Here is a 15,441-nt window from a genome sequence, read left to right as displayed (position 1 = left end):
TCGTTCCAGCATCCCGTGCAACGCCTGCAGGGGGTGCGGGCCCGGGTTCGATGCTGCGGGGTTAGACCGTGAATGCCGTTACGGCTTCGATGACGCGGGTCACCTGGTGGTCGGTGAGGTTCGGCCAGAGGGGGAGGCGGATGAGGGTGCTGGAGAACTCGGCGGTGCGGGTGCACGGGTTCGGGGTGCGACCGAGTTTGAGGCCCGCGGGGCTGGAGTCCAGGGGGACGTAGTGGAACGGGGCCGAGACGCCCCGGGCGCGCAGGTGATCGATGAGGTCGTCGCGGCTGCGCTCGGTCGGGGTGCGCAGGTAGTACAGGTGGGCGGTGTGCTCGCGGTCGTCGGGGACCTGCATGAGGCGAATGTCGTTGCGGCGGGCCCAGTCCGGCAGTGCGGCGGCGTAGGCGTCCCACACCCGGAACCGCCCCGCCTGGATGGTGTCGAACTCCGCGAGCTGCGCGTCCAGCACCGCCGCGTTCAGTTCGCTGGGCAGATAGCTGGAGCCGATGTCCTGCCAGGAGTACTTGTCGACGGCGCCGCGCAGGAACCGGGCCCGGTCGGTGCCCTTCTCCCGGATGATCTCCGCCCGGCCCATCAGGATCTCGTCGGTGAGCAGCACCGCGCCGCCCTCGCCGCAGTGCACGTTCTTGGTGTCGTGGAAGCTGAGCGCGCCCGCGGTGCCGATGCTGCCGAGTGGTCTGCCGCGCCAGGTACCGCCCAGCCCGTGCGCATTGTCCTCGATCAGCGCCAAGCCGTGCGCGTCCGCCAGCGCCAGCAGCCGGTCCATCTCGGCGGCGACGCCGCCATAGTGGATCACCACGAGCGCCTTGGTGCGCTCGGTCACCGCCGCCGCCACCGACTCCGCGTCGAGGTTGCCGCGCTCGTCGATATCGGCGAAAACGCAGGTGGCCCCGCGCAATGCCATCGCCGTCGCGGTCGAGGTGAACGCGAAGCTCGGCACGATCACCTCATCGTCGGGCCCGAGTTCGAGCAGCAGCCCGGCCATCTCCAGAGCGTGTGTGCACGAGGTGGTCAACAGCGCGTGCGGCGCGCCGGTGATCTGCTTCAGCTTGTGCGTGGCCGCCTCGGTGAACGGCCCGTCGCCGTGGCTCTGATCGGAGGCCAGCACGGTCTCGAGGTTGGCCAGTTCCCGCGCGGCGCGGTAGGGCCTGCTGAAGATGATGCGGTCAGTGCTCACCCGGGTCGTTCCCCCCGATCGCTGCGGTCGTGGACAGGGCCGGTGCCCGATGCTCGTCGGGGCGCGGTGTCGGCGAATCTACCGTCAGGTAAAGGGGTTTGCCCACCAGCACATGCAGCGCCACGCCCAGATATTCGGCGATCAGCCCGAGCGAGAACAGGATCGCCCCGGACACGAGCAGCAGCACCACGATGGTCGAGGCCCAGCCCTCCGGATTGTTCCCGCTGCCGAACAGCACCTGCCCCACCACGATCGCCGCGTAGACCACGCCCGCCAGGGCCAGCGTCACCCCGAGCAGGCTCACCATTCGCAGGCCGCGAGTTCCGCTGCACAGCACCATCTTCCAGAACAGCGAGAACAGCCGGCGGTAGTTGTAACCGGACTCCTCCCGGCCCTCCGCGCGCAATTCCACCGGCGCCTGCGCGGCGTTGTCGACCACCCAGGTGAGTGCCACATCGAGATAGACGCCGTTGGAGGCGACCTCGGCCAGTTGCCGCCCGATATCGCCGCGGATCAGCCGGTAGCTCTCGAATCGGGTCGAATCCGGGAACGCGAACAGCGTCGCGAGTACCAGCTTGGCGCCGCGCGAGGTGAGGTTGCGCAGGAAGCCGTGTGGACGGGTGTTGGTGGGCTTGGAGTAGACCAGATCGGCCCGCTGCGCCAGCGCTGTGTCGATGAACGCGCCGATGTATCCCGGGTCGTGCTGCCCGTCCTCGTCCATGGTGACGATCCACTCACCGCGGGCGGCCGCCATACCGGCGATGGTGGCGGCGTCCTGCCCGAAATTGCGGCTCAGCCAGACCACCCGCACCCGGTCGTACTCGTCGTCGAGCCGCTGCAGCACCACATCGGAGCGGTCCGGTCCGTGGTCGTGCACCAGCACTATCTCCGTGACGGCGAAGGTGCTGCCGCCCGGGGTGGCGGTGGGCTCGGTCAGCCGCTGCAACTCGGCGACCAGTCCGGCGATGGTGTCCTCGCCGCGATACACCGGGACGACGACCGATACCGCGTGGACCCGGCCGGGATGACCGTTGGCCCGCGCCTGATCGATGGCGGCGGAACGCGGTCGTGCGGAGGGAATCGGCATCAGCTGGTTCGACTTTCGGGGACGACGGTGCGCGCCGGAACTCCTCGTTGCAGTGCAGAGCCCGAATCGCGGTGAACTCTAACACGCAGCAGGGGACGGGTTCCGGCGCGGCGAGGCATCCCGACATCATCACCGGATCGCGGGTGAATGCCAAGCGTCACCCGGGCCTGTAGGGTCTGTGACTCGTGGTGGAAAGTGCAGTGTCGACGGCGCTGGCCGAACCTCCCGCGCCCGCCGAGTCCCGGGTGCCGCCGGAGCGTGCCGCGGACGGGCCGTCGCGCGGAAGCGTGTACCGGTGGGGAGCGATCACCGCGGTCGGGGTGGTGCTCGGCTATGTCGCGGTGCTGCTGGCCAACGCGCGCCATTTCTTCACCGACGACACCGAGTCCCAGTACACCCCGCTGTGGGTGATGCTCGGCCGCCACCTGCGCGAGGGCAATCTGCCGGTGCTCATCCCCGAGCAGTGGATGACGGGCAACTACACGATGGAGGAGGCGGGCCTGTTCAACCCGCCGCAGCTGCTGATCGATCTGATCGCCCCCTCGGTCGACAATCTCGCGGTCTACGCCACGGTCGTGAAGCTGATCTTCGCGATCATCGCCGCGCTCGGCGTGTACCGGGTGTGCCTGGCCTACGGCGGGCGCGTGCAGTGGGCGGCCGTGGCCGGCGTCGCCTTCCCGTTCACCGGCTGGTTCCTGTTCTTCGACCAGGCCAGTTGGATGACGTCGCTGACCGGCACCGCGTGGATGGTGCACGCGTGGGCGTCCGCGGTGCGCTACTCGCGCGGCAGGAGCGGGCCGATTCCGGTCTTCGTGTTCCTGTACCTGGCGATCTCGGTGGAGTACGTCTTCCCGGCGGTGGAGTCCGCGCTCATGCTGGTGGCGGTCGCGGTGGGGGAGCTCGTCTACCAGCGGCGGTGGCAGCCGGTCGCGCGGCTGACCGCGGTGGCGCTGTGCGCGGGTCTGGCGGGCCTGCTGACCTATCTGCCGAGCATGCTGTCGGCGAAGGTGAGCTGGCGCGGCACCGCCCAGATCAACAACGACCAGTTCCTGACCGTGCCCTGGTCGGAGTCGCTGAACGCCAGCCTGCCGTCCACGTTGCCCGCGCTGAACTCGTGGTGGGGGTACATCCAGCCGCTGCCGATGACCTACATCGCCTGGTTCCTGATTCCGGCGCTGGCGTTCGTCGACTGGGGCCGGGCGCGCGCCGCGTGGCGGGAGCTGACCGCGGTGGCGCTGTTCGCGATCATGTTTCTGATGTGGGCGGCGGGCCCCGGCACCGTGGGCCCGCTGCGCTGGCCCGCCCGGGTGCTGCCGATGCTGGCGCTGGGCCTGCTGGTGCTGGTGTGCGTGCTGCTGGGCCGCTTCGGCACCACCGCGGGATGGCGCAACCGCGGCATCGCGGCCGCGGTGTCGATCGGACTGCTGTGGGTGCGCACCTTCTCCGCCGATCCGCACAATGTGGGATGGCATGTGCTCTCGGCGGTCGTCGTGGCCGCGTTCGGCGCCGCCGCGGTCTGGCTGGCGCGCACGCGCGGGGCGACGGCCGCGGCGCTGCTGGTGATCGCGGCGATGCTCCCGATCGCCTATGTGCAGGTGGACCGCGCGCAGCCGACCCCGATGAGCTGGAATCTGCCAACCAACCGCTCCGACGCCAAGGCGGCGTTCCCGAAGTTCGACGGCATCACCCTGCAACTCGGCGATCGCGGCCTGCTGCGGCCGGAGGACCGGACGCTGCAGGGCGCCTACGGCTCGCTGGCCTTCGGCAATTACGCCAAGGACGTGGAGCGGCACTACGTCAACGGCTACACCCCGAACGGGCATTTCTGGTTCGGTGAAATGCTGTGCATGCGCTGGGATTCCAGCGTGTGCCCCGATGCCTACCGGCGCCTGTTCACGCCGGAGCCGACCACGGGGCGCACGGTCGCCGACCTGATGAAGCTCGACCGGATCGTGCTGCAGACGGCCATGTTCCCCGACGCCGGGACCCAGCCCGCGCCCGAGGGCTGGCAGTGGGTCGACTATCCCGGCCACGAGCGCTACATTAGGGTGCTCGAGCGCGTCGGCGGGCCGATCTCGACGGTGAACGGGCGGGTGGCCGACGCCGCGGGCGTCACGGCGACCTCGACCTCGGAGTCCGACACCTCCAGCAAGCTGCGGGTGACCTCGGCCGACGGCGGGCGCGTGGTGTTCGCGCGGCTGGGCTGGCCGGGCTACCGGGTGCACCTGAACGGGCACGAGATACCGTTCGACACCGTCGCGAAGTCCTTTGTCGCCGTGGATATCCCGGCCGGGACCCAGAACGCCGAACTGGAGGTGACCTGGCGCCCGCCGGGCTGGAAGATCGGTATCGGCACGGCCGTGTCGGGGCTGGCAGGGTTGGGTATCCTGCAGTGGATGTACGTGCGATCGCGCCGCCGCGACGAGCCGGATACGGCCGGGCTCGAGGCGGAATCTCCACGGGCGGAATCGATCCCGTGAATGCCACCGAGACCGCCACGCTCGCGCCGGGTCTGCTGCTGCGGCTGATCCGGCGGCAGGAGATCGCCTTTGCGGCGGTCGGCGGCTGTAACACGCTGCTGGGCATGGTGTTGACGGTGATGTGGCTGAAGATCCTGCCCGACGGCTGGCCGCCCGCCGCGGCCGTCGCGCTCGCCTACTGCATCAGCATCGTGTTCGCGTTCGCCGCGCACCGGACCCTGGTGTTTCGGGTGCGCGGGCACGTCGTGCGGGATTTCGTGCGGTTCGTGCTGGTGAATTCCGGTGGGATGCTGCTGAACATGGCCGGGGTGCAGCTGGCGGTCGGGGCTCTGCACCTGCCGGAGACGCCCGCGACGGTGGCGGTGATGGGCCTGGTGGCGGTGGCCAGCTTCTTCGGTCACCGGCACTTCTCGTTCCGGCGGGCGCCGCGCGGGGCAGTCGCGGCGGAGCGGTAAGTTATCGGTCATGGCGGAGGAAACCTTGGACCCGACCCTGCTGAGCCTGCTGGCCTGCCCGCAGGACAAGGGCCCGCTGTCACTGGTACGCGACGGGAACGGCGACAGCGTGCTCTACAACCCGCGCCTGCGCCGCGCCTACCCGATCGACAACGGCATCCCCGTCCTCCTCATCGACGAGGCCCGCGAGGTAAGCCCCGAGGAACACAAGGCCTTCACAGCCCGGCCCTAACCCAAACCGCGTCCACCCCATGCCTTCTCGGCGCGCTGTCCCGTGCCGCCGGCAAGGCGCTCGCACCGGTGGCGCCGACCACGCATTACCAGCGCGCCGTCCCGTGCCTTCCTGGCGCGATGCCCCACGCATTACCAGCGCGCTGTCCCGTGCCTTCCTGGCGCGCTGTCCCATGCATTCCCGGCGCGCTTTTGGCCGGGATCCCCGCTCACCGAATCGCAGACCCTGGCAACTCCAATTCCCCAGTCAGGTAACGCTGCAGCGTCGGCCCGACCAGCACGGCCAACTCGTCCGCGGTCAGCGACGCGATCGGCTCCACCCCGACGATCTTGCGGGCGATCAGCAGCCCCATCATCTGCGAGGCCGCCAGCAGGACCCGGGTGACACCCGAGCCGGGCGGCGAATCGATCCGCGGCAGGACATCTTTCAGCACCACCTCCAGCAGGAAGTTGCGCGCGAGTGCGCCGTCACCGCTGTCGATGATGGTGCGGAACGCGACGATCGCGGGCGTACCGCTGGGGGAGTCCCACACGCCGAGCACCGTGCGCACGATGGTCTCGCCGAGCCGGTCGACGGGTGTGGTCGCGAGTTCGGCGCGGATCTCGTCCGGATCCATCGGCAGATTCAACGCCGCGATGAGCAATTGCTGCTTGGTGCCGAAGTAGTGATGCACGAGAGCGGGGTCCACGCCCGCCGTCCCCGCGATCGATCGAATGGACGCCTTGTCGAAACCGACCTCCGCAAACCGGGCCCGGGCGGCATCGAGGATCGCTTCCCGCGTCCCCGATTGCCCGGGCCGCCGCCCGCTGCGGCCGGCCGCCGTCACGCCGTCCGCCGCCGTAGCGTCGCCGCGCCCAAGGCCAGTGCGACGGCGGCGAAGGCGGCCACGATCGCCAGGTCCCGCCACATTTCACCGGTGGCCCCCGGATTGCTGGAGACCTGTTGCAGCGCGTCGACGGCGTAGCTCAGCGGCAGCACGTTGCTGATGACCTCCAACCAATCCGGCAGCTGTCCGCGCGGCACCAGCAGCCCGCACAGGAAGAACTGCGGCCCCACGACCACGGGCATGAACTGTACAGCCTGAAATTCGGTGCGCGCGAAGGCACTTGCCAGCAGCCCCAGCGCCACCCCGAGCGCGGCGTCCACGACCGCGATCAGCAGCACCAGCCACACGCTGCCCGCCGACTCCAGCCCCAGCAGCCCGAACGCCACCAGGCAGGCCAGACCCGCCTGGGCCGCCGCCGTGGTCGAGAACGCGGTGCCGTAGCCCGCCAGCAGATCCAGCTTCGACAGCGGGGTGGTCATCAGCCGTTCGAGCGTGCCCGAGGTGCGTTCGCGCTGCATGGCGATGGCGGTGATCAGGAACATGACGATGAACGGCAGGATGCCGAGCATGCTGATCCCGACCCGGTCGAACAGGCGCGGCATCCCCGGCACGGTCGGGGAGTCCTGATACACGAAGTACAGCAGCGCCAGCAGTAGGGCCGGGACGAGCAGCAGCATCGCGACGGTCCGGTGATCGGCGCGCAGTTGCCGCAGGATTCGTACGGTGGTGGCGGTGTAGCAGCGCAGCGGCCGCGGTGCCGCGGGCTGAACCAGGGTCGTGGTCATCGGGCCCCTCCCATCTTGATCAGTGCGAGAAACGCGTTCTCCAAGCTGGATTCGCCGGTGTCGGTGCGCAGTTCGTCGGGGCTGAGCTGGGCCAGGAGATGGCCGTCGCGCATCAGCAGCAGGCGGTCGCAGTGCTCGGCCTCGTCCATCACGTGGCTGGACACCAGCAGGGTGCGGCCCTGCTCGGCGAGGGCGTGGAACTGGTTCCACAGCTCGACCCGCAGCACCGGGTCCAGGCCGACGGTGGGCTCGTCGAGCACCAGCAGTTCGGGATCGGCGACGAGCGCGCAGGCGAGCGAGACGCGCGTGCGCTGTCCGCCGGAGAGCTGGTTGCCCCGCTGGCGAGCATGGTCGGTGAGGCCGACCGCATCGATCGCGTCGGCCACATCCGCGGGCGAACGGCCGTACAGCGCAGCGAAATACGAGACGTTCTCGGCGACGGCGAGGTCGTCGTAAATGCTCGGCGCCTGCGTCACGTAGCCGACCCGCGCCCGCAGCCCGGCCGACCCGGCCGGTTCGCCGAGCACGCGCACGGACCCCGATTCGATGATCTGGGTGCCGACGACGCCGCGCATGAGGGTGGTCTTGCCGCAGCCGGACGGGCCCAGTAGCCCGGTGATGGAGCCGGTCGGCACGGTGAGCGAAACATCGTGCAGCACTTCGCGTCCGCCGCGGCACACCCGCAGGTCGTCGATCTCGATCGCGGGCGGGGAACTCGGTGCCGTCATGGTCACCTCAATTCATCGAGTGTTGAATTCATTATGTGTTGAATTCTGCACCTCGAGGTGTTTCCGGCGCAACCCCCGGTTCCTGATGACCGCCGTGGTGCGGTGTTCGGCCCGCATCGCCGCCCGGCTCCGCCACCACGAACTGGCCCACCCGGATTCGCCCCCGAGAGACGCGTGACCGATCCCCGGGATTCACCGGACCAGCCAGCCGCTTATGTGTCACAGGTCACATTTTGGATGTGTCACGTTCCGCGCCCCTGTCCTGTCCAATGGCCGACTTCGCACAACGAGCGCATGGGAGAACATCATGAACGCCGACAAGATCCACGAGATCGTCGTACTGGGTGGCGGCTACACCGGCATGCTGGCCACCGTTCGGCTGGCGCACCGCACCCGCCGGGAGAACGTGCGTATCACGCTGGTGAACCCCTCGGATCGGTTCACCGAGCGGCTGCGTTCGCATCAGATCGCCGCTGGGCAGGAGCTGGCCGACCACCGCATCCCGAAGCTGCTCGAAGGCTCCGGCGTGGAGTTCCGGCGGGCCGCGGCGACGGCCATCGACCCGCTCGCCCACCGCGTGACCCTGGACGACGGCACCGAGTTGAACTACGACACGCTGGTGTACGCGCTGGGCAGCGGCACCGACACCACGCTGGTGCCCGGCGTGGCCGATCACGCCTGGACGCTGAACGATCCGCGCCGGGCGCACCGCTTCTCGCGGCGCCTGACCGAACTCGCGGCCACCGGCGGCACGGTGACCGTGGTCGGCGGCGGCCTCACCGGAATCGAGGCGGCCACCGAGATCGCCGAGAGCCACCCCGAGCTGACCGTTACCCTCGTCGCCACCACCGAGCCCGGCTCGATGATGGGGGAGCGGGCCCGTGCCTACCTGAACCGGGCGCTGGATCGCCTCGGGATCGTCCGCAAGGTCGGCGTGCAGGTGACCAAGGTGCTGCCGGACGCGGTGGAACTGGGAACCGGCGAATCGGTGCCGTCGAACCTGACCCTGTGGACCGCGGGCGTGCGGGTGCCCCGGCTGGCGGCCGATGCCGGAATCGACACCGACGCAAAGGGTTTGGTGATCACCGACCCCACGCTGCGGTCGGTCTCGCACCCGGACGTCTACGCGGTCGGGGACGCCGCCGCGGTGCGCATGAACTGGGGCCCGATCCACGGCACCTGCCAGAGCGGTATGCCCACCGCCGCATTCGTCGCGGACGCCATCGCCCGGCGGCTGCGGGGCAAGACGGTCAAGCCGTTCCGGTTCGGCTACATCCATCAGCCGCTGAGCCTGGGCCGCAAGGATGCGGTCATCCAGTTCACCAACGCCGACGACACTCCGAAGCGGTGGTACCTCAAGGGCCGCCCGGCGATCTTCTACAAGGAGAGCGTCAGCAGCAGCCCCGTGCCGGTCTTCAAGGCGAGCAGGAAGATGAACGTCACGGTGACCGTGTCCAAGCGCGGTTACGTGACCCGGCAGGTCGCTTGACTCCCGTCCGGCCGCCGATGGCACATCCGAGCCATCGGCGGTCCTTGCCGATATCGCCCACCTCCCGGAAGCATCGACCCTCATGCAGGACGACACGCGCGGCACCGATCCGGCCGGTCCGGACGCGGCCACCGACCCCTTCATCGAGCACCGGCGTCTGCTCTTCGGCACCGCGTACCAGATGCTGGGCAGCGTGTCCGACGCCGAGGACGTCCTGCAGGACGCCTGGCTGAAATGGCATGCCGCCGCCCGCGACGCGGTCGAACATCCGAAGGCCTACCTGGTGCGCACGGTGACGAATCTGTCGCTGAACCGCCTCACCTCAGCCCGGGCCACCCGCGAAACCTATGTCGGGCCCTGGCTGCCCGAACCGCTCCTGACCACGACCGACGCCGCGGAGGAGGCCGAGATGGCCGACAGCATCTCGACCGCGATGCTGGTCGTATTGGAAACGCTCACGCCGGTGGAACGCGCCGTGTTCGTGCTGCGCGAGGTGTTCGGTTTCTCGCACGGCGAGATCGCGGGCTACCTCGAGCGCCCCGAGGCGACGGTGCGCCAGATCTCCCACCGCGCCCGCGGCCACGTACAGTCCCGCCGCCCACGCTGCGATACCGATTCCGCTGTGCGCCGGGAGGTTACGGAGAAATTCATGGCCGCCGCGCACGGCGGTGACGTCAACGCCCTGATGGAGCTGCTGGCGCCCGATGTCACGCTGTGGAACGACGGCGGCGGCAAGGTGACCGCGGCGCGTCGCCCGCTGCACGGCCCCGACCACGTGGCGCGCTGGATGCTCGGCGCCATGGCCAAACCCACCTCCGCCGGTGCGTATATGGCCCCGGCGACCATCAACTGCGAACTCGGCCTGCTGGTGCTCGTCGGCGACCACCCGATCGGCGCACTGACCTACGACATCGTCGGCGGCCGCGTCCTGAACATCCGCTTCCAGGTCAATCCCGACAAGCTCGCGGGGTTGCGCGACGGTGGCGCCGCCAGCTGACCTTCGCCCAGAGGCGCAGGACCGCCGGGGCGCTCGTCGACCTGCCCGAAGTTGGGGAACGACCGTGCGAAATGGCCCAGCACGTCCCGATGACGTGCGGTTTGCGACAATGGACCGCTGTGTCTGCCGAGGAGCTTGCCGTCGAACCGTTGGAGGCCGCGCGTCGTCTGCTCGGTGCCACGCTGTGGTCCGGGCCGGTCGGCGTACGGATCGTCGAGGTCGAGGCGTACGGTGGCGACCCGGCCGGGCCGTGGCACGACCCGGCCGCGCACTCCGGCCGCGGCCGCACCCCGCGCAATGCCGTCATGTTCGGTCCGCCCGGCGTGCTCTACGTCTATTTCAGCTACGGCATGCACACCTGCGTGAACGTCACCAGCGGTCCCGACGGCATCGCCAGCGCCGTCCTCATCCGGGCCGGTGAGGTGATCGCCGGGCACGAGACCGCCCGCGCCCGCCGCCCGGCCGCCCGCGCCGACGCGGGTCTGGCCCGGGGGCCAGGCAATCTCGGCAGCGCCCTGGGAATCACCTTGGCGGACTACGGAATCGGCCTGTTCGACCCGAAATCGCCGATCCGGCTCGAACTGGGCTCGGAGATCACGGACACCGGAGCGCTCGGCGTCGGGCCCCGCGTCGGCGTCAGTCTCGCCGCCGACCGGCCCTGGCGGCTGTGGCTCCGCGATTCCCCCGCCGTGTCCGCCTACCGCCGCAGCCCGCGAGCACCGCGGGCCGAGCGCTCGGCCTGAACGCCGAGGTCAGCTGAGCCCTGACTTGCCGCCGCGCCTCACCGCCCGTGCCGCTTCCGGATCGAACTCGGTGAACAGTTCCCACAGCGCCTCCGCCGATACCTCCGCGCCGGTCTCGTCGGTATGGCGCTGCACGTGTCGCGCGAACTCGACCTGCTCGGACCGCGACAGCGTCACCCCGAACTCGGTCTCCAGCAGGTAGGCGATCCCGCCCTTGCCGGACTGTGAATTGACCCGGATCACGGCCTCGTAGGAGCGGCCGACGTCGGCCGGGTCGATCGGCAGATACGGTATCTCCCAAGGTGTTTCGCTCTCGGGCAGGCCCTGCCGCGCGGCTCGCGCACGATGGTCGGCGAACCCCTTCTTGATCGCGTCCTGATGTGTCCCCGAGAACGCGTGTACACCAGGTCGCCCGCGTACGGGTGCCGTGGGTGGGTCGGCAGGCCCGTGCAGTACTCGACCGTCGCGCGGACCGCGTCGATATCGGAGAAGTCGATCCGGGGATCCACGCCCTGCGCGTGCAGGTTCAGCGCCAGCGTCGCGATGTCGACATTGCCGGTGCGCTCGCCGTTGCCGAACAGGCAGCCCTCCACGCGCTGCGCCCCGGCCAGTACCGCCAGTTCGGCGCAGGCGATTCCGGTGCCGCGGTCGTTGTGCGGATGGACCGACAGCACCACGCCGTCGCGCCGGGCCAGATTGCGGTGCATGTACTCGATCTGGTCGGCATAGACATTGGGTGTCGCGACCTCCACTGTCGCAGGCAGATTCAGGGTCACCGGTCGCTGCGGCGTCGCGTCCCACAGCGTGGTCATCGAATCGCACACCTCCAGGACGAAATCCGGCTCGGTCAGGATGAAAACCTCGGGGGAGAACTGGAATCGGACGTTCGGCAGATGTCCGGCCAGCTCCAGCACGTCGCGCCCGCCGGACCGGATCAGCTCGGCCACCTCGTCGCGGGAGCGGCCCAGCACCACGTCCCGCCACTGCGGCGCCGTGGCCGTATACATGTGGATCACCACGTCATTGGTGATTCCGTCGATGGCCTGTACGGTGCGCTCGATCAGATCCCGCCGCGCCGGGGTGAACACGACCAGCGTGACGTCCTCCGGTGCCAAGGCGGCATCGCGGATCAGCCGCACGAAATCGAAATCGGCCTGCGAGGCGCTCGGATAGCCGACCTCGATCTCCTTGTAGCCCATGGCGACCATCAACTCGAAGAACCGGCGCTTGCGGGCCGGATCCATCGGTTCGGCCAGCGCCTGATTGCCGTCGCGGAGGTCGACCGGTACCCACAGCGGTGCCTCGGTGATGCGGTTCGACGGCCACTGCCGGTCGGCGATCGGTATCGAAACCCGTTCGTGCACACTGCGGTAGCGGTGCGAGGGCATGGCGGACGGGCGCTGGCGATTTCCCATGGGGGGGAGGAAGTGAACATGTCTGTGGTTGCTTTCGCGTCGGGGGGAGATGACCGGCGCAGCCCAGCGACCCGCGGGCAGGGTGCCGGTCGATCAGACCCCGCCGCGGCGGCCGAGAAGAAGCAGACCCTGTCCCATGTGGCATAGACTAACCAGGGATAACTCCTCAGACAAGTAGAGAGGTAGGAGGGTCTTGGCGCACGTACAGAGGCATCCGTTGGCCGCCCAGGCCGCGGAAGTGCTTCTCGACAGGATTCGCGGCGGTGAATGGCTGCTCGGTCACAAGCTGCCGGGGGAGACGACCCTGGCCGCTCAGCTGGGTGTCGGCCGCTCCACGCTGCGCGAGGCCATCCGCGAGCTGTCCGGCAAGGGTGTGCTCGAAAGCCGCCAGGGCGCAGGGGTTTTCGTCACCGCGCTGGAGGTGGCCGAGGACTGGGACACGGTGCTGCGCCGGGCGGACATCGTTACCGTCATCGAGGCGCGCATCGCGATCGAGGCGGAGGCGGCGGCGCTTGCGGCGAGCCGCCGCACGCCCGCCGATCTGCGGGCAATGTGGCGCGCACTGGCCGCGCGCGCCGAGGCCACGGTGTCGGTCGAGGAACTCGTGGACGCCGATGCGGACTTCCATCGCGCGGTCGTGACGGCCGCCCACAACGACGTGCTGACCGGGATGTTCGACGCCTTCGTCCCCCGCCTGCGCCGCGCCATGATCGACATGCTCCGTCTGCGCCCGCTGCCCGACGAACGCGCCGACCACGCGGCCCACGAGGTCCTGCTCGATGCCGTCCGCGCCCGCTCGCCCGAGGCCGCGGCATCCGCGAGCCGAGTGCATCTGACCAGCTTGAAGGCCGCGCTAAGGTAGCGAGCCACAGGCTGGGAGCGCGTACCCGCCCAGGGGGGCGGATCGCCTGCGAGCGCCGGACACCATCGCCTCCCCGGCGGCAGCGTCGTCGGACGCACGCGGTATTCCCGTCGGCATTCAGTGCCGAAGATCGCGGGATGGGGGCGCCGGTCCGCCGCTTGCTGTATCGCAGCCGCGCACCTTGGCGCAGTGCAGTAGCCCGGCCGGTCTCACGCCGAAACCGGTTGCCGGGGGACGCTCCCGCAGATCAGACTCGGTACCTGCACATCAGCCCGGAAAAACCGTGCGGAAAGATAGGACGGCGTGAGCGTCGACATCATCGATGAACTGACCTGGCGTGGCTTGATCGCGCAGTCCACCGACCTGGACGAGCTGCGGTCGGACCTGGAGAAGGGGCCGATCACGCTCTATGCCGGTTTCGACCCCACTGCGGCCAGTCTGCACGCCGGGCATCTGGTGCCGCTGCTGACGCTCGAGCGTTTCCAGCGGGCGGGCAACCGCCCGATCGTGCTGGCAGGGGGCGCCACCGGTCTGATCGGCGATCCCCGCGACGTGGGCGAGCGCGTCATGAACTCCAGCGACACCGTGGCCGAATGGGCGGAGCGGATCCGCGGCCAGCTCGAGCGCTTCGTCGACCTAGGCGACGGGCCGACCGGTGCCGTCATCGCGAACAATATGGACTGGACCGGCTCGCTGACCGCGGTGGACTTCCTGCGCGATATCGGCAAGCACTTCTCGGTGAACGTCATGCTGGCTCGCGACACCGTCAAGCGCCGCCTGGACGGCGAGGGCATGTCCTACACCGAGTTCAGCTACATGCTGCTGCAGGCCAACGACTTCGTGCAGCTGCGCCGTCGCCATGGCTGTCGGCTGCAGGTCGGCGGCTCGGACCAGTGGGGCAACATCATCGCGGGTGTCGAGCTGAACCGCCGGATCGACGGCGAGCACGTCCACGCGCTGACCACGCCGCTGGTCACCTCCGCGGACGGCAAGAAGTTCGGCAAGTCCACCGGCGGCGGCAGCCTGTGGCTCGATCCGGAGATGACCAGCCCGTACGCCTGGTACCAGTACTTCGTCAACACCGGTGACGCGGATGTCATTCGGTACCTGCGCTGGTTCACCTTCCTCGACCGCGAGGAGTTGGCCGAGCTGGAGCAGGCCACCGAGGAGCGGCCGCACGCACGGGAGGCGCAGCGCAGGCTGGCCGCCGAGATGACGACGCTGGTGCACGGCGAGGCGCACACCAGGTCGGTACAGCTCGCCAGCCAGGCCCTCTTCGGCCGCGGTGACCTGCACGAACTCGACGAGCCGACGCTGGCATCGGCCCTCTCGGAGGCCGCGGTGGACGGCACGGTGGCCGAGGCCGCCGAGGGCTCCACCATCGTGGACCTGCTGGTCGCGTCCGGTCTGTCGGAGAGTAGGGGCGCGGCCCGCCGCGCGGTGACCGAGGGCGGTGCGTCGGTGAACAACACCCGTATCCCCGATCCGGAGTGGACTCCCGCCGATTCCGATTACCTGCACGGGCGGTGGCTCGTGCTGCGCCGGGGCAAGAAGAACTTCGCGGGTGCGCGGCGCGCGGGTCGCTGATCTCGTTATGGTCGGCGCGCGGGTCGCCGATCTCGTTATGGTCGGCGCGCGGGTCGCCGATCTCGTCATGACCTGAGTCACAAAGGTGTGACTCAGGTCTGCCGTGGCCCGAATCGCGGTGCCGCGACCTGCGAAAACACCCGCTGTCTTGGGGATTTGACGTTCCGTTTCCCGCCACGTAACTTATTCCAAGTCAGAGCGACACGGACGCCGACCCGGGCCGAGAGGCCGGGGACACGAGGTAGGACGAGGAGCGCCTGACGCCAGCAGAACCGTCTTCGATCCGGGGCTTGACTCCATGGGTCCGAGTGGTTAGGCTGGAAAAGTTGCCTCTTGAGAGGGTCGGGTTTCCGGCCGGATCAGGTGTGCGTGTGTTCTTTGAGAACTCAATAGTGTGTCGATGAATGTCAGTGCCAAATTGTTTTTGGTTCCGGCGCTTACACCCCCGTGTGGGTGTCGGATTTTTTGTCAGCTATTTTCCGGCTGGCGTTTAAGTTAGGTTTTCGGACTCTGGTTCGAGATACTTTTGATTGGCCTTCGGGCGAGTCTAGAGTCTT

The 15,441-nt window shown here is 69.1% G+C and carries 13 protein-coding genes and 1 pseudogene; 8 read left to right on the top strand and 6 right to left on the bottom strand.

From position 1 onward, the window contains the following. Nucleotides 1-61: 61 nt before the first annotated feature. On the bottom strand, nucleotides 62-1,198 hold the full coding sequence (rffA, locus tag ACYVLQ_RS06405; protein ID WP_460696448.1) for a dTDP-4-amino-4,6-dideoxygalactose transaminase: 1,137 nt from the start codon (nucleotides 1,196-1,198) through the stop codon (nucleotides 62-64). Continuing rightward, entirely contained in the window at nucleotides 1,188-2,285 is a 1,098-nt protein-coding gene (locus tag ACYVLQ_RS06400) for a glycosyltransferase (RefSeq protein ID WP_460696447.1), read from the bottom strand. The genes rffA and ACYVLQ_RS06400 overlap by 11 nt, the downstream gene beginning before the upstream one ends. A gap of 287 nt (nucleotides 2,286-2,572) precedes the next feature. Here ACYVLQ_RS06400 and ACYVLQ_RS06395 point away from each other — a divergent pair, with 287 nt between their 5' ends. From ACYVLQ_RS06395 to ACYVLQ_RS06385, 3 genes are read left to right on the top strand one after another with little or no spacing between them, the layout of a single operon-like run. Next, nucleotides 2,573-4,765: a hypothetical protein gene (locus ACYVLQ_RS06395; protein WP_460696492.1), complete on the top strand. Its 2,193-nt coding sequence runs from the start codon at nucleotides 2,573-2,575 to the stop codon at nucleotides 4,763-4,765. Continuing rightward, nucleotides 4,762-5,220, top strand: coding sequence for a GtrA family protein (locus tag ACYVLQ_RS06390; protein ID WP_460696446.1), 459 nt, complete (start codon nucleotides 4,762-4,764; stop codon nucleotides 5,218-5,220). The genes ACYVLQ_RS06395 and ACYVLQ_RS06390 overlap by 4 nt, the downstream gene beginning before the upstream one ends. Nucleotides 5,221-5,230: 10 nt before the next feature. Then, on the top strand, nucleotides 5,231-5,452 hold the full coding sequence (locus tag ACYVLQ_RS06385) for a Trm112 family protein (protein WP_460696445.1): 222 nt from the start codon (nucleotides 5,231-5,233) through the stop codon (nucleotides 5,450-5,452). 208 nt (nucleotides 5,453-5,660) lie between these two features. Here ACYVLQ_RS06385 and ACYVLQ_RS06380 read toward each other — a convergent pair whose 3' ends face one another. From ACYVLQ_RS06380 to ACYVLQ_RS06370, 3 genes are read right to left on the bottom strand one after another with little or no spacing between them, the layout of a single operon-like run. Then, on the bottom strand, nucleotides 5,661-6,278 hold the full coding sequence (locus tag ACYVLQ_RS06380) for a TetR/AcrR family transcriptional regulator (protein WP_460696444.1): 618 nt from the start codon (nucleotides 6,276-6,278) through the stop codon (nucleotides 5,661-5,663). Beyond that, on the bottom strand, nucleotides 6,275-7,063 hold the full coding sequence (locus tag ACYVLQ_RS06375; protein WP_460696443.1) for an ABC transporter permease: 789 nt from the start codon (nucleotides 7,061-7,063) through the stop codon (nucleotides 6,275-6,277). The genes ACYVLQ_RS06380 and ACYVLQ_RS06375 overlap by 4 nt, the downstream gene beginning before the upstream one ends. Further along, on the bottom strand, nucleotides 7,060-7,791 hold the full coding sequence (locus ACYVLQ_RS06370) for an ABC transporter ATP-binding protein (RefSeq protein ID WP_460696442.1): 732 nt from the start codon (nucleotides 7,789-7,791) through the stop codon (nucleotides 7,060-7,062). The genes ACYVLQ_RS06375 and ACYVLQ_RS06370 overlap by 4 nt, the downstream gene beginning before the upstream one ends. Before the next feature lie 307 nt (nucleotides 7,792-8,098). Between ACYVLQ_RS06370 and ACYVLQ_RS06365 the strand changes: the two genes are divergently transcribed. The 3 genes from ACYVLQ_RS06365 to ACYVLQ_RS06355 all read left to right on the top strand — a co-directional run bounded on the left by ACYVLQ_RS06365 (nucleotide 8,099) and on the right by ACYVLQ_RS06355 (nucleotide 11,020). After that, a complete protein-coding gene (locus ACYVLQ_RS06365; RefSeq protein WP_460696441.1) occupies nucleotides 8,099-9,280 on the top strand; it encodes an NAD(P)/FAD-dependent oxidoreductase in 1,182 nt (393 codons plus the stop codon). A gap of 82 nt (nucleotides 9,281-9,362) precedes the next feature. Then, nucleotides 9,363-10,277, top strand: coding sequence for an RNA polymerase sigma-70 factor (locus ACYVLQ_RS06360; RefSeq protein ID WP_460696440.1), 915 nt, complete (start codon nucleotides 9,363-9,365; stop codon nucleotides 10,275-10,277). Between the two features lie 119 nt (nucleotides 10,278-10,396). Next, nucleotides 10,397-11,020 (top strand): DNA-3-methyladenine glycosylase, encoded by a 624-nt coding sequence (locus ACYVLQ_RS06355; protein ID WP_460696439.1) that lies wholly within the window; start codon nucleotides 10,397-10,399, stop codon nucleotides 11,018-11,020. A gap of 69 nt (nucleotides 11,021-11,089) precedes the next feature. Here ACYVLQ_RS06355 and ACYVLQ_RS06350 read toward each other — a convergent pair. Next, nucleotides 11,090-12,408: pseudogene (locus ACYVLQ_RS06350) on the bottom strand (2-isopropylmalate synthase); the annotation flags it as partial. A 220-nt stretch (nucleotides 12,409-12,628) separates the two neighbouring features. On the opposite strand from ACYVLQ_RS06350, the gene ACYVLQ_RS06345 reads away from it, so the two are divergent. Both ACYVLQ_RS06345 and tyrS read left to right on the top strand, forming a co-directional pair. Then, nucleotides 12,629-13,297: a FadR/GntR family transcriptional regulator gene (locus ACYVLQ_RS06345; protein ID WP_460696438.1), complete on the top strand. Its 669-nt coding sequence runs from the start codon at nucleotides 12,629-12,631 to the stop codon at nucleotides 13,295-13,297. A gap of 303 nt (nucleotides 13,298-13,600) precedes the next feature. After that, on the top strand, nucleotides 13,601-14,884 hold the full coding sequence (tyrS, locus tag ACYVLQ_RS06340) for a tyrosine--tRNA ligase (RefSeq protein ID WP_460696437.1): 1,284 nt from the start codon (nucleotides 13,601-13,603) through the stop codon (nucleotides 14,882-14,884). The last annotated feature ends 557 nt before the right edge of the window (nucleotides 14,885-15,441 follow it).

This window comes from Nocardia thraciensis, from assembly GCF_054782435.1.
This window is presented reverse-complemented; position numbering and strand designations above follow the sequence as displayed.

What these genes read in the sequence shown, in the direction of transcription:
- ACYVLQ_RS06400 (WP_460696447.1), bottom strand. Translation starts at nt 2,285, where the DNA reads ATGCCGATTCCCTCCGCACGACCGCGTTCCGCCGCCATCGATCAGGCG.
- ACYVLQ_RS06385 (WP_460696445.1), top strand. Translation starts at nt 5,231, where the DNA reads ATGGCGGAGGAAACCTTGGACCCGACCCTGCTGAGCCTGCTGGCCTGC.
- ACYVLQ_RS06375 (WP_460696443.1), bottom strand. Translation starts at nt 7,063, where the DNA reads ATGACCACGACCCTGGTTCAGCCCGCGGCACCGCGGCCGCTGCGCTGC.
- ACYVLQ_RS06370 (WP_460696442.1), bottom strand. Translation starts at nt 7,791, where the DNA reads ATGACGGCACCGAGTTCCCCGCCCGCGATCGAGATCGACGACCTGCGG.
- ACYVLQ_RS06365 (WP_460696441.1), top strand. Translation starts at nt 8,099, where the DNA reads ATGAACGCCGACAAGATCCACGAGATCGTCGTACTGGGTGGCGGCTAC.
- ACYVLQ_RS06360 (WP_460696440.1), top strand. Translation starts at nt 9,363, where the DNA reads ATGCAGGACGACACGCGCGGCACCGATCCGGCCGGTCCGGACGCGGCC.